Annotated in this window: 11 protein-coding genes and 1 pseudogene; 6 read left to right on the top strand and 6 right to left on the bottom strand. The window is 64.4% G+C overall.

Annotation, left to right across the window (positions count from 1 at the left end; all coding sequences use genetic code 11):
• Positions 1-44 precede the first annotated feature (44 nt).
• Complete coding sequence (locus tag FOM02_RS25020) at positions 45-1,007, top strand: amidohydrolase family protein (RefSeq protein WP_027558727.1); 963 nt, start codon at positions 45-47, stop codon at positions 1,005-1,007.
• A 116-nt stretch (positions 1,008-1,123) separates the two neighbouring features.
• Here FOM02_RS25020 and FOM02_RS25015 read toward each other — a convergent pair whose 3' ends face one another.
• The 3 genes from FOM02_RS25015 to FOM02_RS25005 form a co-directional block, all read right to left on the bottom strand.
• Positions 1,124-4,240, bottom strand: a complete 3,117-nt coding sequence (locus FOM02_RS25015) for an efflux RND transporter permease subunit (protein WP_027558726.1) — start codon at positions 4,238-4,240, stop codon at positions 1,124-1,126.
• 36 nt (positions 4,241-4,276) lie between these two features.
• The gene (locus FOM02_RS25010) at positions 4,277-5,521 is read right to left on the bottom strand and encodes an efflux RND transporter periplasmic adaptor subunit (RefSeq protein ID WP_027558725.1); all 1,245 of its coding nucleotides are present in this window, start codon (positions 5,519-5,521) and stop codon (positions 4,277-4,279) included.
• A gap of 145 nt (positions 5,522-5,666) precedes the next feature.
• Positions 5,667-7,067, bottom strand: coding sequence for a CoA transferase (locus FOM02_RS25005; protein ID WP_027558724.1), 1,401 nt, complete (start codon positions 7,065-7,067; stop codon positions 5,667-5,669).
• Positions 7,068-7,181: 114 nt separating this feature from the next.
• Between FOM02_RS25005 and FOM02_RS25000 the strand changes: the two genes are divergently transcribed.
• A complete protein-coding gene (locus FOM02_RS25000) occupies positions 7,182-7,469 on the top strand; it encodes a hypothetical protein (RefSeq protein WP_027558723.1) in 288 nt (95 codons plus the stop codon).
• A gap of 234 nt (positions 7,470-7,703) precedes the next feature.
• Positions 7,704-8,473: pseudogene (locus FOM02_RS24995) on the top strand (SDR family NAD(P)-dependent oxidoreductase).
• A 443-nt stretch (positions 8,474-8,916) separates the two neighbouring features.
• Here the strand turns inward: FOM02_RS24995 and FOM02_RS24990 are convergent.
• The 3 genes from FOM02_RS24990 to FOM02_RS24980 are packed head-to-tail and all read right to left on the bottom strand — an operon-like array spanning position 8,917 to position 14,565.
• Entirely contained in the window at positions 8,917-12,294 is a 3,378-nt protein-coding gene (locus FOM02_RS24990) for an error-prone DNA polymerase (RefSeq protein ID WP_027558721.1), read from the bottom strand.
• Positions 12,291-13,880 (bottom strand): Y-family DNA polymerase, encoded by a 1,590-nt coding sequence (locus tag FOM02_RS24985; RefSeq protein WP_035729998.1) that lies wholly within the window; start codon positions 13,878-13,880, stop codon positions 12,291-12,293. Before FOM02_RS24985 ends, FOM02_RS24990 begins: the two co-directional genes overlap by 4 nt.
• Positions 13,771-14,565, bottom strand: a complete 795-nt coding sequence (locus FOM02_RS24980) for an ImuA family protein (protein WP_027558719.1) — start codon at positions 14,563-14,565, stop codon at positions 13,771-13,773. The genes FOM02_RS24985 and FOM02_RS24980 overlap by 110 nt, the downstream gene beginning before the upstream one ends.
• Positions 14,566-14,727: 162 nt before the next feature.
• Between FOM02_RS24980 and FOM02_RS24975 the strand changes: the two genes are divergently transcribed.
• The 3 genes from FOM02_RS24975 to FOM02_RS24965 all read left to right on the top strand — a co-directional run bounded on the left by FOM02_RS24975 (position 14,728) and on the right by FOM02_RS24965 (position 19,131).
• The gene (locus tag FOM02_RS24975) at positions 14,728-15,963 is read left to right on the top strand and encodes a putative DNA modification/repair radical SAM protein (RefSeq protein ID WP_027558718.1); all 1,236 of its coding nucleotides are present in this window, start codon (positions 14,728-14,730) and stop codon (positions 15,961-15,963) included.
• On the top strand, positions 15,963-17,405 hold the full coding sequence (locus FOM02_RS24970) for a UdgX family uracil-DNA binding protein (RefSeq protein ID WP_027558717.1): 1,443 nt from the start codon (positions 15,963-15,965) through the stop codon (positions 17,403-17,405). Before FOM02_RS24975 ends, FOM02_RS24970 begins: the two co-directional genes overlap by 1 nt.
• Positions 17,406-17,502: 97 nt before the next feature.
• Positions 17,503-19,131, top strand: a complete 1,629-nt coding sequence (locus FOM02_RS24965) for an inorganic phosphate transporter (RefSeq protein WP_027558716.1) — start codon at positions 17,503-17,505, stop codon at positions 19,129-19,131.
• The last annotated feature ends 59 nt before the right edge of the window (positions 19,132-19,190 follow it).

Genomic DNA, 19,190 nt, shown 5'->3' with positions numbered 1-19,190 from the left:
ACTGTCTCGCACGGCCTCAAAAAAACAAATCAGGGAGAGAAACCGTGCTCAATCGACGCAGCGTCCTGCTTGCCTCCCTCGCCGCCGGAGTAGCCATGACCAACAGAGCCCACGCCCGGGCCGCGCAGCCCGCGACGCCGGTCAATTTCGACGTTCCGCCGCACGCCTGCGACTGCCACACCCACATCCACGGCGATGTCGAAAAGTTTCCGTTCTTCGCCGGGCGCGTCTACACGCCCGAGCCGGCTTCGCCGGAGGAGATGGCCGCACTGCACAAGGCGCTACATATGGAGCGCGTGGTGATCGTCACGCCCAGCGTCTACGGCACCGATAATTCGTCGAGCCTGTTCGGCATGAAGGCGCGCGGCGCGAATGCGCGTGGCGTCGCCGTGATCGACGACAAGACGCCGGAGAGCGCGCTCGACACGATGCATCAGGACGGCTTCCGCGGCGTCCGCCTCAATCTGGCGACCGGCGGCGTCAATGACCCCAATGTCGGCCGGCCCCGCTTCACCGCCGCAGTCGAGCGCATGAAAGCGCGCGGCTGGCACGTGCAGCTTTACACCACGCTTGCCATGATCTCGGCGATCAAGGACCTCGTCGAGACCGCGCCGGTGCCGGTCGTGTTCGACCATTTCGGCGGCCTCGAAGCCGAGCGGGGCCTGGAGCAGCCCGGCTTCTCCGATCTCGTCGCGCTGGTGAAGTCCGGCAAGGCCTATGTCAAGATCTCCGGCGCCTACCGCTCGTCGAAGCTCGCGCCCGATTATCAGGACATGGCGCCGTACGCGCAGGCGCTGATCGCGGCCAACCCCGATCGCATCGTCTGGGGCACCGACTGGCCGCATCCGGATTCGAGCCGCGTCGAGGGACGCAAGGCCACCGACATCGCGCCGCTCTACCAGATCGACGACGGTCGGCTGCTCAACCAGCTTCCGGTGTGGGCGCCGGATGCGGGCGTGCGCAAGAAAATCCTGGTCGACAATCCGGCGCGGCTTTACGGGTTCTAGAGCATGATCCGGAAAAGTGCGCAGCGGTTTTCCGAAAAGATCATGCTCAAACAATAATCTAAAGCGCGATGACGATTCATCGCAATCTCATCGCGCTTTAGTTTGCCGGCCTGATATCAGCGCGCGCGGCGCGAGAAGAAAGAGATCAAGACCGGCAAGGTCACGAGGATCACGACCGGCGCCAGCATCATGCCGGTGACGACCACGACGGCGAGCGGCTTCTGCACCTGCGAGCCGATGCCCTCCGACAGCGCCGCTGGCAACAGGCCGACGCCGGCGACGACGCAGGTCATCAGCACGGGCCGCAGCTGCAATTCGCCGGTGCGCACCACCGCGCTCATGCGGTCCATGCCCTCTTCGATCAACTGATTGAACTGCGACAGGATGATGATGCCGTCCATCACGGCGATGCCGAACAGCGCGATGAAACCGATCGCTGCGGAGACGCTGAACGCCGTGCCGGTGATCAAGAGACCCAGCACGCCGCCGAAGATCGCCATCGGGATCACGCTCATCGCCAGCAGCGTGTCGGCCATCGAGCCGAAATTGAACCAGAGCAGCACGCCGATCAGCGCCAGCGAGATCGGCACCACGATCGACAGCCGGCGGATCGCGTCCTGGAGGTTTCCGAATTCGCCGACCCATTCCATGTGCGAGCCGGGCGGTAATTGCACCTGGTCGGCGATCTTCTGCTGCGCCTCGCGGATCGCGCTGCCGAGGTCGCGCTCGCGCACCGAGAACTTGATCGGCAGATAGCGTTCCTGCTGCTCGCGATAGATGTAGGCCGCACCCGACACCAGGTTGATGGTGGCGACCTCGCTCAAGGGGATCTGGGTGACGGTGCCATTCGGCCCGGGCGCGCCGATCCGCAAGTTCTGGATCGCCTCGGCACTCCGGCGGTATTCCGGCGCAAGGCGCACGATGATCGGGAAGTGGCGGTCGCTGCCGGGCTCATAGAGATCGCCCGCGGTGTCACCGCCGATCGCGACCTTGATGGTGGCATTGATGTCGCCGGGCGCGAGGCCATAGCGGGCGGCCTTGGCACGGTCGATGTCGATCTGGATGGTCGGCTGCCCGAGCGAGGTGAACACCGCAAGGTCGGTGACGCCCTGCACGGTCGACAGCACCTGCTTGATTTTGTTGGCGGTGTCGGTGAGCGCCTGGAGATCGCTGCCGAACAGCTTGATCGAGTTCTCGCCCTTCACGCCGGAGACGGCTTCGGAGACGTTGTCCTGGAGATATTGCGAGAAGTTGAATTCGACGCCGGGGAAGCGGTCGTCGAGCTGCTTGAGCAGCTGCGCGGTCAGCTCTTCCTTGTCGCGCGTGCCGGGCCATTGGCTAGCGGGCTTGAGCGGGGCGAAGAACTCGGCGTTGAAGAAGCCGGCGGCGTCGGTGCCGTCGTCGGGACGGCCATGCTGCGACACCACGGATTCGACCTCGGGCCGGGCGCGGATCACCTTGCGCATCTCGTTGACGTAGGAATTGCCTTCCTGCAGCGAGATGGTCGGCGGCAGCGTGGCGCGGATCCAGAGATTGCCCTCTTCCAGCTTCGGCAGGAATTCGAGACCGAGCAGCCGGGCGAGCGCGACCGTCATCAGCACGAGGCCGACCGCGGCACCGAGGACGATGCTGCGGTTTGCGACCGCCCAATTCAGCACCGGCATGTAGAGCCGGTGCAGGATCTGCATGACCTTCGTCTCGGTTTCCTCGACATGCGCGGGCAGGATGATCGCTGACAGCGCTGGGGTGACCGTGAAGGTCGCAAGCAGGCCGCCGGCGAGCGCATAGGCATAGGTGCGCGCCATCGGCCCGAAGATGTTGCCTTCGACGCCCGACAACGTGAACAGCGGGATGAACGCCGCGATGATGATCGCGGCGGCGAAGAAGATCGAGCGCGAGACGTCGGCGGCGGCGCTGAGGATGGCGTGGCTCTTCATGCCGAACAGCGTCTCGGGCGACATGTGCTCGGTTTCCGACACCGGCGTCGTCTGCGTCAGGCGGCGGAAGATCGCCTCCACCATGATGACGGTGGCATCGACGATCAGGCCGAAATCGATCGCGCCGACCGACAGCAGGTTCGCCGATTCACCGCGCAGCACCAAGATGATCACGGCGAAGAACAGCGCGAACGGAATGGTGGCGCCGACGATCAACGCACTGCGGAGATCGCCGAGGAAGATCCATTGCAGCAGCACGATCAAGAGAATGCCGACCACCATGTTGTGCAGCACGGTGTGGGTGGTGAGCTCGATCAGGTCGCCGCGGTCGTAGATGCGTTCGATGCGCACGCCCGGCGGCAAGATGCTGGAGTTGTTGATGGTTTGAACGAGCTGATGGACGCGCTTGATCGTCGGCGAGCTCTGCTCGCCGCGACGCATCAGCACGATGCCCTGCACGATGTCGTCGGCATCGTCGATGCCGGCGATGCCGAGGCGGGGCTTCTGCCCGACGGTGACGGTGGCGACGTCCTTGACCAGCACCGGATTGCCGTTGGTCTGGGCGATCATGGTGTTGGCGAGATCGTCGATCGAACGTATCAGGCCGACGCCGCGCACCACGGCCGATTGCTGGCCGATATTGACGGTGTTGCCGCCGACATTGACGTTCGCATTGCCGACGGCCTGGAGCACTTGCGGCAGCGTCAGTCCGTTGGCGACCAGCTTGTTGAAATCGACCTGGAGCTCGTAGGTCTTGCTCTTGCCACCCCACCCCGTGACGTCGATGACGCCGGGCACGGCGCGGAAGCGGCGCTGGAGCACCCAGTCCTGGATGGTCTTGAGATCGAGCACGCTGTAGTTCGGCGGGCCGACCAGGCGGTAGCGGAAAATTTCGCCGATCGGGCTGAGCGGCGAGATCTGCGGCTGCACGTTGCCCGGCAGCGGCGCGAGCTGCGCCAGCCGGTTCAGCACCTGCTGCAACGCCTCTTCATAAGTATAGGCGAAGGAGAACTGGATTTTGACGTCGGAGAGACCGTAGAGCGAGATGGTGCGGATGGTCGTGATGTTCTTCAGACCTGCGACCTGGGTCTCGATCGGGATCGTGATGTAGCGCTCGATCTCCTCCGCCGACAGGCCCGGACTTTGGGTCACGATGTCGACCATCGGCGGGGTCGGGTCGGGATAGGCCTCGATGTTGAGCTGGTTGAACGCGATCAGGCCGCCGACCAACACGGCGACGAACATGCCGACCATCAGGAAGCGCCGATTGACGGCAAGGGCGACGAGGCGATCCATTAGGTCTTCAGCTTGTCTTGTGTGTTAGATCGTCGATCAGCTGCCGGACGCCGCGCGGTCGATGAACAGGCTGCCCTTGACGACGATCTGCTCGCCGGGTTTCAGATTGCTGGTGACTTCGACGAGGTTGCCGTTGATGAGGCCGGTCTTGATCTCGCGCAGCTCCACCGACTTGTCATCGCGCGCGACCCAGAGGCGGACCTTGTCGGCTTCATAGATCAGCGCCTGCTTGGGCACCGCCGGCGCGGCGCGATCGCCGGCCGAATAGATCGTGACGTTGGCGAACATCTCCGGCTTGAGCAGGCCGTCCTTGTTGTCGATGGTGGCGCGGACCAGGAGGCGGCGGGTGTTGGGATCGATCGCGGCGGCGACGTAATTGATCTTGGCCGTGAGCGGACGGCCCGGCAGCGCCATCACGTTGACGGTGATGTCCTGACCGATGCACACCGCGGCCGCATCGCTCTCGCGCACGAAGGCGGTGAGCCAAACCGTGGAGAGGTCGCCGACCACGAACACCGGATCGCTGGCGCCGGCGTTGACATACTGGCCGGGGCCGATCTTGCGCTGCACGACCGTGCCGGAGATCGGCGAGTAGATCGTGATCTCGCGATCGATGACACCCTTGTCCTGGAACGCCTTAATGGTCTCGTCGGTGAAGCCGAGGATGCGCAGCTTGTTGCGCGCGGCCTCCAGCGCCGTCACCGATGAGCGCATGTCGTTCTGCGCCTGGACCTGGTTCGCTTCCGCCTGCTGATAATCCTTCAGCGGAATAGCGTGGCCTTCATAGAGATCCTTGGCACGCTTGAACTGGATGTCGGCAAGATCGATCGCCGACTTCGCCTTGTTCTGCGCGGTCATCGCCGCGATAAAATCGTTCTGGGCCTGCACGGTGTCGGCGGCCTCGATCGTGAACAGCGGTTGGCCCTGCTTCAGGGTCTCGCCGGGCTTCGCCAGCAGCTTGGTGACCCGGCCCGCATAGGGCGAGAACACCGGCGTCGAGCGGTCCTCGTCGACCGCGACCTTGCCTTCGGTGACGTATTCGGCCCGGAAGGTCCTGGCCTTGACCGGCTCGATCGTCAGCGTGGCCCATTCGGACGGCGTCGGCGTGAAGTTCTGCGCATTCCTGCGCGACTGGCTGGAAATCTCGGAGTGGCTCTTCTCCTTGGCTCCCGCACGCAGGAAGCCATAGGTACCGGCACCGGCAAGAGCTAGTAAAACTACGGATGTGATCACCCGTTGTTTTGTAAGCACCTGCATTCGCTTGGTATTTTCAACTACCATGGGGCCCGGTCGTGTCTGCGACGATCTCGGCAGATGGCTGCCTTGTCGGTCGCGCTAATAGTGCTGAATTGGGATTTCAAACAACCTAAAAAACGCTAGGCACCTTTCGGTTTGCGTTAAAATTTTGCGATGCGTCAGCTTCCCGTCAGTTTCGCGCCGGCCACTGTGCCGGATGGCTGCCGAGCGGCATCGCCGGACGGCTCCATTGTGCCGGCGTCCTCGACAGCAGCGCCGAATGGCGCACCGCCTTCAACGTGCCGAAGCCAGATGGCACGGCTTCGATGAACGCAGGATGTACGGCCTCCTCCGTAAGATCCGGGGTATCCTGGCCGCGATCGAGCCGGCCGAGATTCCACAGCCAGCGCCCGGTCTGGGCCAGCGACACACGCACGTGCCAGCTACCGCCTTGGCTCGCCTGGCGCGCCTTGGCCATCATTGCGCCGAACGCCATCAGATAGCCGGTGGCGTGATCGAGCATCTGCGCCGGCAATTCCTTGGGGCCGTCGATGCCGGCAGCCTTCCCTTCCGCATCGTTGAAGCCGGTCGTGGTCTGCACCAGCGAGTCGAAGCCGCGCCGCTCGGCCCAGGGACCGGCTTGGCCGTAGGCGGACAACGTCACGTAAACGATCCCGGGATTGATGCGCGCTGCATCCTCCGGCGAAAAGCCGAGACTCGCGAGCGCGCGTGGGCGATAGCCTTGCGAGAAGATGTCGGCGTCTTGCAGCAGCGCGCGCATCTGCGCCCTGCCCGCCTCGCTCTTCAGCTCGATGAAGCTGGTGAGCTTGCCGCGGCCGGTGTCGATGGTGAGCCAGGGAATGGCAGGCAGCTCCGGGCCCGACACCAGCAGCACATCGGCGCCGTGCGCGGCGAGCGTGCGCCCGGCGACGGGGCCTGCAATGACGCGGGAGAGATCGAGCACGCGAATGCCAGAGAGCGGAAGATCGCCTTTGGGCCACGGCTTTGGCGGAGCATCGCCGATCTTCTCGATCGAGATCAGCGGCAGTTCGGCAAGCGCACGCGCCTGCGGCAGCGCGGACCATTCGTCGTAGGAGCGCGTCAAGGCAACGACACCGCCCGCGGCGTAAGCGGCGGTTTCAAAATCCTCACCCTTCCAGTGCATCAATGCGGCTTGCACTTTCTCGCGCTCCGCCTCGCAGCCGAGCACCTTGCAGACGGCGTCACGATGATGCGGAAAGTTGGTGTGGCAGCGGACAAAGCGATTGTCGCCGGTCCTGTAGACGCCGGCGATGGCGTCCCAGGCCGGAGGCGGCGGCTTGTCGTCAAGGCGCAGATAGCGCTCGGAGCGGCATTCGGCGACGGCGTGGCGCATGTCGACGGAGACGTCCTGCGCCTCGCCGCTGCGCAGCCGCCAGATTTCGGCCGCAGCGAGGCCGGCGGCAGCGATCGTCGTCTGTCCGGCGACAGCGACGCGAAACGAGGACGGGATCTGCGGCTCTTCCCCGGTCAGCCGCACGCGTGCGAGCGCGGCCGCATCGCCGCCGGCGGAGGTCCAGATACCCCTAAGAATATCGGCGGAGCTTTGCATGACCGCTTCTCTCCCTTTCCGGGTTGAGCATGATCTTTTCGGAAAACCGCTGCGCACTTTTCCGCATCATGCTGTAATTTTCGCGACCATGTCATGATCGCAGAAAGGAATGCAATGGCCGCCATCGATCCCCTCACCGCAGGCGCCGTGTTCGTCGCAACGGCGGCCACCGACGCGGTCTATGTGATGTTCACCTCGGCCGTGGTCGCGCGCAAGCGCATGCCGGCGGCGACCTGGAGCGCGATCTGGTACCTGCTCTCGTCCTATGCCGTGATCAGCTACACCGAAAACGCCTTCTATGTGGCTTTCGCCGCGATCGGCTCCTGGGTCGGCGCGTATGCATCGCTGACCTTCCTGCACCGCCCGCCCGGCGGCCCGCCGGTGGGGGCCTCGCCGGAGTGAGGATAGAATTGCTTTTGAATCCTTTGCTGCCGGTCCCGTCATCCTGAGGTGCGAGGCTTGCGATGCAACGCATCGCAAGTCGAGCTCGAAGGATGAACGGCCGCGGTGGCAGCCGGGCTGTCGCCCTTCGAGGCCTCCGCTACGCTCCGGCACCTCAGGGTGACGGAATGGCATTTGCGACCATGCCGCGTACGTGACTACACTGCGCACAATCAGCAAGAAGGAAAACCAACAATGGATCTCGGTCTCAAGGGAAAGAACGCCATCGTGCTCGGCGGCACGCGCGGCATCGGGCGGGCGATTGCGGATACGCTCGCCGGTGAAGGCGCCAACGTCGCGGTGTGCGCGCGCAATGCCGATCAGGTTGCGGCGACCGTCGCCGAGCTGAAGGCCAGCGGCATCCGCGCCACCGGCGGTACGGTCGACGTCACCGACGGCGCGGCGCTGAAAGCCTGGATCGAGGGCGCGGCGAAAGAGCTCGGCGGCGTCGACATGCTGTTCTCCAATGCCGGCGCGATGGCGCAAGGCCAGGACGCCGCGTCCTGGGAGCAGAATTTCCGGCTCGACGTGCTCGGCGCCGTACATGCGTTCGACGCGGCGCGGCCGTTCCTCGAAGCCGGCGGCGCCGGCAGCGGCGATGCGGCCTTCGTCATCATCTCCTCGATGCGGCGGCGCAGGCGGATGCGGCAAGCTCCTACGGCCCGATCAAGGCAGCGCTGATCCACATGGCCAAGGGACTGGCGCGGCAATACGCCAAGAAGAAAATCCGCATCAACGTCGTCTCGCCCGGCACGGTCTATTTCAAGGGCGGCGTCTGGAACACGATCGAGCAGAACATGCCCGATCGCTACAACGACGCGATGAAGCGCAACCCGACCGGCCGTATGGCAACGCCGCAGGAGATCGCGAGCGCGGCAGTGTTTCTGGCAAGCCCAGTGTCGGCGTTCACGACGGGATCTAACCTCGTGGTGGACGGCGCGATCTCGAACCGGGTGAATTTCTAGAGAGCGGCGCGCACCTCCCTCCGCCGTCATGGCCGGGCTTGACCCGACCATCCACGCGTCACTGCGCACTCAGAAAGACGTGGATGCCCGGGTCAAGCCCGGGCATGACGACTGAGACTGAGACTGAGACTGAGGCGCGCGATCGATCAACAAACCCGTCATTGCTAGCGTAGAATTTGAAGCGAAGCGTGCCCACCACTTTCGCGATGAGTCCTGGAATGGTGGGCACGGCGCTTACGCGCCTTTGCCCACCCTACGACAGCTAGGCTCGCAACGACTGCCAGTTCCGTCATCCTGAGGTGCGAGGCATGGGACGCACCGCGTCCCATGGGGAGACTCGAAGGATGCACGGCCAGGGTGCTGCGGGGCCGTCGCCCTTCGAGGGCCGCTTAAGAAGCGGCCACCTCAGGGTGACGGTGATAGATTGGCCGTCGTGCCATATCTCAATGAAAATCCCGGGACGGCGGCAGGATACGGACGTTGCGGGGGTGGCGGTGTTTTTGCGCGGGCATGTCTGCAAGCGCACGGGGGTCCTCGTTGAGGGGCTCGACCACGGTGGCGCCTGCCGGCACCGGATGCTTGCGGCTCAGCGCATCGTTGGCCAATCCGACCAGATCGTGCGAGCGGTCCACCATGCGCTGGGCGATCAGATGCGTGACCTTTTCGGGGCTGCTCTGGATGTAGCCCTGGACCTCGATGAGGCGCGCGCCCATCACTTCTTTCCGGTACTGCTCCATGACCTTGGGCCACACCACGACATTGGCGATGCCGGTTTCGTCCTCCAGCGTCATGAACACGACGCCGCTGGCGCTGCCCGGCCGCTGCCGCACCAGCACCACGCCGGCGCAGCGGACGCGGCGCCGCTCGTTCTCATGGCTGATCTCCTTGCAGGCGACGACACGCTCGCGCGAAAACATCTCACGCAGGAATTCCATCGGGTGGCCTTTCAGCGATAGGCGGATGGTCTGGTAATCCGCAACCACCTGCTCGCTGCGCGGCATCAGCGGCAGCGACTTTGCGTGCTCGTCCGGCTGCTCGCGCGCGGTCGCGGCCTCGAACAGCGGCAGCGGCACGTCGTCGGGCAGCCGCCGCACCTGCCACAGCGCCTCGCGGCGATCGAGCCCGAGCGAGCGGAACGCATCGGCATCCGCAAGCAGGATCAGCGCGCGCTTGGGCAGGCCGGTGTCGCGGGCGAAGTCTTCGAGCGAGGTGAATCGACTGTTGTTGCGGGCGTCGATGATGCGGTCGGCCCAGTCTTTCTGAGTGACATGGACTTTGCCTTGCCGCTTTGCCTGCTGCCTCTTGAGCTCCTCCTCATCCTCGTCCAGCCAATGAAAACCGTCGATCTGGCGAAAACCCAGGCGCACGGCGCAGTATTTGCCGCTCCCCTCTTCCAGCGTGTTCTGCGCAAAGCTGTAGGACACATCGATGTCCAGCACCTCGACGCCGTTCTTGCGGGCATCGCCGACGATCTGCGCCGGGGCGTAAAAGCCCATCGGCTGCGAGTTCAACAGGCCACAGCAGAAGGCGTCGGGGTGGTAGTGTTTCAGCCATGACGAGATATAGACGAGCTGCGCGAAACTCGCGGCATGGCTCTCCGGAAAGCCGTAGGAGCCAAAGCCCTTGATCTGGTCAAAGCAGCTTTTGGCAAAGTTGGGATCGTAGCCGCGCGCCACCATGTTGCCGATCAACTTCTCCTCGTACTGGCCGATGGTGCCGACATTGCGGAAGGTCGCCATCGAGCGGCGCAGGCCGTTGGCCTCCTCGGAGGTAAACTTTGCCGCCTCGATCGCGATCCGCATCGCCTGTTCCTGGAACAGCGGCACCCCCAACGTTTTGTGCAGCACATTGTAAAGCTCATCCTTGTCGCCGTGATCCGGCAACGGAGACGGATAGCTCACCTTTTCCAGACCATTCCGCCGCCGCAAATACGGGTGGACCATGTCGCCCTGGATTGGCCCCGGACGCACGATCGCGACTTCGATGACGAGATCATAAAATGTCCGCGGCTTCAGGCGCGGCAGCATGTTCATCTGGGCGCGGCTCTCGACCTGGAAGACGCCGAGCGACTCGCCGGCACACAGCATGTCGTAGACCTTGGGATCGTCCTGCGGGACGCTCGCCAGCACGTAACGCCGCCCCTTGTGGTCCGCGATCAGATCAAAACACTTCCTGATGCAGGTCAGCATGCCCAGCGCGAGCACGTCGACCTTCATCATGCTGAGCGCGTCGACGTCGTCCTTGTCCCATTCGATGAAGGTGCGGTCATCCATCGCGGCATTGCCGATCGGCACATAGGTATCGAGCCGGTCCTGCGTCAGCACATAGCCGCCGACATGCTGGGAGAGATGGCGCGGGAATTCGATCAGCTCGGTCGCAAGCTCGACCGCGAGGTTGATCATGGGATTTTGCGGATCGAGCCCGGCCTGTCTGACCTGCATGTCGTTGAGGCCCTTGCCCCAGCTGCCCCAGACGGTGTCGGCCAGTGCGGCGGTGACGTCCTCGGTCAGGCCCAGCGCCTTGCCGACGTCGCGGATGGCGCTGCGCGGGCGATAGTGGATGACGGTGGCGATGATCGCGGCGCGGTGGCGGCCGTAGCGGCGATAGACATATTGCATCACCTCCTCGCGCCGCGAATGCTCGAAGTCGACGTCGATGTCGGGCGGCTCCAGCCGCTCCTTGGAGATGAAGCGCTCGAACAAGAGATCGACCTTGGTCGGGTCGACCGAGGTGATGCCGAGCACGTAGCAGACGGCCGAATTCGCCGCCGACCCGCGGCCCTGGCAGAGGATGTCCTGGCTGCGCGCGTAGTGCACGATGTCGTGCACGGTGAGAAAGTAGTGTGCGTATTTCAGCTCGGCGATCAGCGCGAGCTCCTTGTTGAGCGTCGCACGCAGCTTGTCGTCGATCTTGCCGCCGAAATATTTGTCGACACCTGCCCAGGTCAGATCCTCCAGATGCCCCTGCGCGGTCTTGCCGGGCGGCACCGGCTCGTCCGGATACTGGTATTTGAGCTGGTCGAGCGTGAAGTCGATTCTGTCCGCAAAGCGCATGGTCTCCGCGATCGCCTCGGGGAAATCGCGGAACAGCCGCGACATTTCCTTTGGCGTCTTCAAGAACCGCTCGGCATTGGCTTCCAGCTTGCGCCCGATCGCCTCGATCGTGGTCTTTTCCCGGATGCAGGTCAGCACGTCCTGAAGCGGACGGCGGGCGGGATGGTGATAGAGCACCTCGTTGGTCGCGAGCAGCGGCACCTTTGCTTTTGCGGCGAGATCATCGAGCCGCGCCAGGCGGCGGCGATCGTCGCCGCGATAGACCAGGCTCGCCGCCAGCCACACGCCCTCGGCACCCCTGTCCTTCAGCTTTGCAAGAATATCCAGCGCCTGCGTTTGCTCGAAGCGATGCGGCAGCGTCAGGACCAGGAGCTGCCCTTCGGAAAATTCCAGCAGGTCAGCAAACCTGAGATGGCATTCGCCCTTCTCGATCCGCGTGATGTCGTCGTCGCCGCGCTTGCCCCGGGTGAGGAGCTGGCACAGCCGGCCATAGGCAGCGCGGTCGCGCGGGTACACGAGAATATCAGGCGTGCCGTCGATGAAGACGATGCGCGCGCCAATCAAGAGTTTCGGCTTGTGCAGCACCTTGTCATTGTCGAGCTCCTTGTAGGCACGCACCACGCCGGCGAGCGTGTTGTGATCGGCAATGCCGATCACGGGGATGCCGAGGATGCTGGCCTGATGCACATAGGCGCGCGGATCCGAGCCACCGCGCAGGAAGGAGAAATTGGTGGTGATGCCGATCTCGGCATAGGCTGATGTCGTCATGCAAAGAGACCGTGCACATACCAGTTGGGAGAAACGGGCTCGCCGTCGCCGTCGAACACTTCTCCCTCGTAAAGCCCGTCGCGAAAAATCCAGAAGCGCAGGCCCTCGGCGTCCTCGATGCGGAAATAATCCCGCGTCAGCTGCTTGCCGTCCTGCCGCCACCATTCCATGGCGATGCGCTCGGGCCCTTCCACCCGCACCACCGCATGCAGCGCGCGGCGCCAGGTGAATTGATGCGGCGGGCCGTCGGGCACGGTCGCGAACGGCACCTTAATCGGCTCGGGCTTCTCGAACAGACGCAAGGGGCGTAGCGGCGGCTCGCTCTCGGCGCGCGCCGGCCATTCGGCCTGCATGGCGGCCGCGAGATGATGCTGCGCGGGCGCGGCCAGCACCGCGCATTCGGGAATATGCGTGTCCTGCGGCAGGTGCACGACGACACGCTTCCCCCCGATCCGCGCGGCGATGCGGTCGATCAGCGCGGCAAGCTCGTCATTGTCGTGAACATGGGCGTCGAGATCACGCTGCTCCTGTACCACGATCTCGGTGCGGCTTGCCGACAGGCGCACCATGTCGAAGCCGAAACCGGGATCGAGGGGATCGGCGAGCGCATCGAGGCGCTCGCGGAACAGGCGGTCGACGACCGCGCTTCGCGTCACCGGCCGCCCGGTCTCGACCATGATCGCGCGCACCACGCCGTCGGTGCGGAAGAACGCGGCTTCGAGGCGCCGCGCGCCCTTGCCCTGTTTCTCCATGGAGGCGATCAACGTATCGGCCAGCCGCGACAGCGTCATCGCGATCATGGTGTCGGTTGCGATCGGCTCGGCAAAGCGCTTCTCGACGATGTAGTCGGGCAGCGGCTTGCGCGGATTGATCGGCGCATCACCCTGCCCCAGCGCATGCGCGAGCAGCGTGGAGAACCGGGCACCGAACCGCGCCGTGATCTCGCTCGGCGAACGCGAGGCGACATCGCCGATGGTCTTCAGGCCGGCACGGCGCAGGCCGGTGGTGATGGCTTCGCCCGCGCCGAGCGCGGACACCGGAAACCGGTCGATCGCTACCGCCTCCCCGCCGTCGGCGACGATGATGCCGGACGTTTGCCGCGTCAGCGTGCGCGCGCAGACTGAGGTGCCGGCGATCGCCGCACTGACGGCAAAACCTTGCCGGGCAAGCGCACGGACCAGCGTCTGCAACAGCGCGGCCTCGCCGCCGAACAGATGCGCGCAGCCGGTGATGTCCAGAAACAGCCCATGCGGCGCATCGAGCGCCACCAGCGGCGTGAAGCGGTCGCACCAGTCGGCGATGTCGCTGAGCGTCTTGGCATCGGCCACGACATCGGCGTCGAACACCTTCAAGTCCGGACACATCGCCCGCGCATTGGCGAGCGGCTGACCGATGTACAGGCCGAGGCGCTCGGCAGCCTCGTCGAGCGCATGGATCACCAGCGCATTGTTCTCCTTGATGACGACGATGCTCGGGTCACCCGGCGCGCCGCCGCTCACCTGCAAAAACCGCTGGATCCGGTCGATGGGCAGGCGCGGCAGCCACAGGCTGAGAATGCGTCGACGGTTCACTGAACTGGCACTCATCACAATTCCATTCCATGATCCACCGGCCACACGGGCCATGACGATTGCGCAAGAGTTCGGCATCGAAGCGCGGCGCGCCCCAGGCACTCCATATTGGGCCCGGCGGCGAATGCGCCGCGCGCAGCATCCATCGCGTCTCGGCAGTCGAAGGCAGCGGCTGCGCCGCCATCCGCAGCATCAGACCGGTGACGCCTGAGCCTTGCGCGGCCAGCGTCAGCTTGCGGCTCGCGACGAGATCGAACTGCCTGGCATCGCCCCAGAGCTCGAGCACGACGGCGCCGAGCGCATCGCAGGCGAGCGCGTCGGCCGAGGTGCGCAGCGCGCTCTCGACATCGGCGGCGCGCACCATCACCACGCGGCGCGGATCGAGCCCGAGCTCGGCGAGCCCGCTCATCGACAGCGCGCCGGTCTCAAGTTCCGAAAAATCCTGCCGCACCCACAGCAGCGGCCGCTGCGCCGAGACGCGTCCTGCGAGGCCCATGACAAAACCCGTCGCAACTGTTCCCTGAGACCCAGCGCAAAACACCTCGTGGATCGCCGCGCGCGCGAGCCCGCCCTTCAGCACGGCATCGGCCTCGCCATGGCCGAGCGCGACGCGGTCATACTGATGCACGACCTCCGCCGTCTCGATGCGCTCGATCTGGCCGCGCAAGGTCGCAAGCGCGCTGATGCGTGCGCTGCTCATGCTCGCCGCTCCTTCAGAGGTGATTGCCGGTGGCTCTCAAAAAGAGAACCAGCGGCTGGCTCATTTGTTCATGATATGTTCTAATATAAAGCTAACGGCAGCCGAAGAGTCAATCGAATTGGCGCGCCAAAGATTCATGAGTGGAATCAAAGAGATTCAAGCATGGACGTACAACGCAAACTGGAAATTCTCGCGGATGCCGCCAAGTACGACGCCTCCTGCGCCTCCAGCGGGACCGAGAAGCGGGATTCCAGCGACGGCAAGGGCATGGGCTCGACCGCCCCAGGCATGGGCATCTGCCATTCCTACGCGCCGGATGGACGTTGCATCTCGCTGCTCAAGGTGCTGCTGACCAACGCCTGCAATTACGATTGCCTCTATTGCGTCAACCGCGCCTCCTCGAACGTGCCGCGCGCCCGCTTCACCATCGACGAGGTGGTCAAGCTGACGCTCGACTTCTACCGGCGCAATTACATCGAGGGCCTGTTCCTCTCCTCCGGCATCATCCGCAGCCCTGATTACACGATGGAGCAAGTAGTGAGCGTCGCGCGAAAACTGCGCGAGGAGCATCACTTCCGCGGCTACATCCATCTCAAGACGATTCCCGAGGCCGACGACGCGCTGATCGCGGAGGCCGGCAAATATGCCGACCGTCTCTCCATCAACATCGAGATGCCGCAGGAGACGAGCCTGCAGCAATTCGCGCCGGAGAAGGATGTCCGCGCGATCCGCCGCACCATGGGCCGGCTGCGGCTGAAGCTCGACGAGGCCGAGGAAGACCGCAACACAAAGACCAAAACAAAACCGCAGCGCTTCGCGCCCGCCGGACAAAGCACGCAGATGATCGTCGGCGCCGACAGCGCGAACGACCACACCATTCTCCACACCAGCGCCAATCTCTACGGCGCCTACCGGTTGCGGCGCGTCTACTACTCCGCCTTCAGCCCGATCCCGGACGCCAGCCGCGCTCTGCCTCTGGTACAGCCGCCGCTGCTGCGCGAGCACAGGCTCTACCAGGCCGACTGGCTGATGCGGTTTTACGGCTTCGACGTTGCGGAGATCGTCGACGATAGCGCGATGCTGCCGCTCGACATCGATCCAAAACTCGCTTGGGCACTGCGCCATCGCGACCGCTTCCCGCTCGACGTCAACCGCGCTAGTCGCGAGGAGTTGCTGCGCGTGCCGGGCTTCGGCACCAAGGCGGTCGAACGCATCATCGCGGCGCGTCGCACCACCACGATCCGCCTCTCCGATCTCGCGCGCCTGCACGTGCCCCGCAACAAGGCGCTGCCGTTCATCGTCCTCAGCGATCACCGCCCCTCACCGCATCGCCTCGAAGCGGCCGGACTCATCGAACGGTTCAAGCCGAAGGCAACGCAACTGGGATTTGGCTTCTGATGCAGTACATCATCCTCGACACCGAAACCGATTTCGACGGCTGGCGCAACGCCGCGCGCTCGCTCGTGCTTCATCATGTGGAGCCGACCGATGTCACCTGGGCCGTGCAGGGCGGCGAAGCCGATTTGTTCGCGCCATCCGCGCCGTCTCCGATCCTCGAGGTGAACGACGGCACCTTCAACGTGCCGGCAAAATTCGTCGAGCTCGCGAAAGCAGCAATCCTCCACCGCGATGGTGAGCGATTTGCGATCCTCTATCGCCTGCTCTGGCGCTTGAAGGACAACCACGATCTCATCGAGGTCGCGATCGATCCCGATGTCGCGCTCATCACGGCGATGGCAAGAGCGGTCCATCGCGACGAGCACAAGATGCACGCCTTCGTGCGCTTCCGCGAGATCGGCCGCGAGCGAGCCGCGCATTACGTCGCCTGGTTCGAGCCGGAGCATCACATCGTCGAGCTTGCCGCGCCGTTCTTTGCAAAACGCTTTGCCGACATGCCCTGGTCGATCCTGACGCCGGACCTCTGCGCGCATTGGGACGGCCATACGCTCTCGTTCACGCCGGGCGTGAGCAAGAGCGAGGCGCCGGGCGAAGACCGGCTGGAGGAAACCTGGCGGCGCTACTACGCCAGCATCTTCAATCCGGCGCGGCTCAAGGTGAAGGCGATGCAGACGGAGATGCCGAAGAAATACTGGAGGAACCTGCCCGAGGCTTCGATCATTAAGCCCCTGATCGAGGACGCCGAGCGCATGACCGGCGCCATGATTGCCAATGCCGCAACCGATCCGCACAAGCCTCAGAAGCGGCCGGAGGCTCCGATGAAACGCAAACCTGCTGCCGACGATCTCGAAGCCCTCCGCGAGGAGGCCGCGCATTGCCGCGCCTGCCCTCTCTACAAGGACGCGACGCAGACCGTGTTCGGCGAAGGTCCGAAGTCCGCCAACATCATGCTGGTCGGCGAGCAGCCCGGCGACAAGGAAGACCTCGCCGGCCATCCTTTCGTCGGACCGGCCGGGCAGATGCTCGATCGTGCGCTGGAAGAAGCCGGCGTAGATCGCAAGAAGGTCTACGTCACCAACGCGGTCAAGCACTTCAAATTCGTGCCGCGCGGCAAGATCCGCCTGCATCAGAAGCCGAACACACCTGAGATCCGGGCCTGCCGGCAATGGTACGAGCGGGAAGTTTCGGCAATCCAGCCCGACCTCATCGTCGCGATGGGCGCCACCGCCGCGCAGAGCGTGTTCGGCAAGATCACGCCGATCGGAAAGACCCGCGGCCGGCTCATAGACCTGCCCGACGGGCGCAAGGCGCTGGTGACGGTGCACCCGTCCTATCTGCTGCGGCTGCCCGATCCGGAAGCCAAAGTGCTGGAGTATCAGCGCTTTGTCGAAGACCTGAAGATCGCCGCCGGCCTGCAGAAGAAGGCCCCGCGCGCCGCCTAAATACAGGTGGGAAAGCGACTTTTGGACGCACTTGTCATCCAGCCTTCAAATCCATCGCGGACAATAGCCCTTCAAATTAGTTAAGGGGCGTCCAAAAATGACAGATGTTGCATTCGACCGTGCGGTAGGCGATCCGGCGCCTGTCCAGCCTGCTTCCCGGCCCAATCTCGACAAGGGTTTCAATCCGCTGACGATGATCCTGTTCTTCGGCATCCTCGCCGCAGGCCTGCTGTTCGTCGCCTACAGCATCTATTCCGACGTCGATGCGACCGGCACCAAGGTCACGAGCTACGTTCCCTACATCCTGCTGTTCGTCGCGCTGCTGATCGCGCTCGGCTTCGAATTCGTCAACGGCTTCCATGACACTGCCAACGCGGTGGCGACCGTGATCTACACCCACTCGCTGCCGGCCGAATTCGCGGTGATGTGGTCCGGCCTGTTCAACTTCCTCGGCGTGCTGACGTCGACCGGTGCCGTCGCGTTCGGCATCGTCTCGCTGCTGCCGGTGGAGCTGATCCTGCAGGTCGGCTCCAGCGCCGGCTTCGCGATGGTGTTCGCGCTGCTGATCGCCGCGATCCTCTGGAACCTCGGCACCTGGGCCTTCGGCCTGCCGGCCTCCTCCTCGCACACGCTGATCGGCTCGATCATCGGCGTCGGCGTCGCCAACGCGATCATGCGCGGCCGCGACGGCACCTCGGGCGTGGACTGGGGCAAGGCCACCGAAATCGGCTATGCGCTCCTGCTCTCGCCGCTGGTCGGCTTTGTCTGCGCCGCCGTCCTGTTGCTGCTGCTCAAGATGATCGTCAAGAACCCGGCGCTCTACGCAGCTCCCGAAGGCCACAAGGCCCCGCCGATCTGGATCCGCGGCCTCCTGATCCTGACCTGCACTGGCGTCAGCTTCGCCCACGGCTCGAACGACGGTCAGAAGGGCATGGGCCTGATCATGCTGATCCTGATCGGCACCGTGCCGACGGCCTACGCGCTCAACCGCGCATTGCCGGAGACGCAGGTCGCCCAGTTCCAGAAGGTTTCGGACGCCGCCTCCAAGGTGATCGCGGCCAAGGGCGCCGGCCACAACATCATCGGCGACCCGCGCCCCGCGGTGACGCAGTACATCACCTCGCATCACATCACCGAAGGCACCTATCCTTCGCTGTCGGTGCTGGTGAAGGATGTCGGCGACCAGGTCGCGAAGTACGGCTCCCTGAACAAGGTGCCGGCGGAAGTGGTCGGCAACACCCGTAACGACATGTACCTGACCTCGGAAGCGATCCGCTTCCTGATGAAGGACAAGGAAAACGACCTCAACAAGGAAGAGGTCGCGACCTTGAACGCTTACAAGGGCGGGCTCGACAGCGCGACCAAGTTCATCCCGACCTGGGTGAAGGTTGCAGTGGCGATCGCGCTCGGCCTTGGCACCATGGTCGGCTGGAAGCGTATCGTCGTGACCGTCGGCGAGAAGATCGGCAAGACCCACCTGACCTACGCGCAGGGCGCCTCCGCCGAGCTCGTCGCCGCCGCCACGATCGGTGCCGCCGACACCTTCGGCCTGCCTGTGTCGACCACGCACGTGCTGTCGTCAGGCGTAGCAGGCGCGATGGCCGCGAACGGCTCGGGTCTCCAGATCGCCACCATCCGCAACATGGTGATGGCCTGGGTCCTGACCCTGCCCGTCGCCATCCTGCTGTCGGGCACGCTCTACGTGATCTTCTCGCGCATCTTCTAAGCCGATCAGATCCCGCAACGACAAAGGGCCCGTGCAAGCACGGGCCCTTTCATTTTGTG

The organism is Bradyrhizobium sp. SEMIA (assembly GCF_014844175.1).
GTDB classification, from domain to species: Bacteria; Pseudomonadota; Alphaproteobacteria; order Rhizobiales; family Xanthobacteraceae; genus Bradyrhizobium; species Bradyrhizobium arachidis.
The sequence above is the reverse complement of the archived record's forward strand: the minus strand, read 5'-3'. Positions and strand labels throughout refer to the sequence as shown.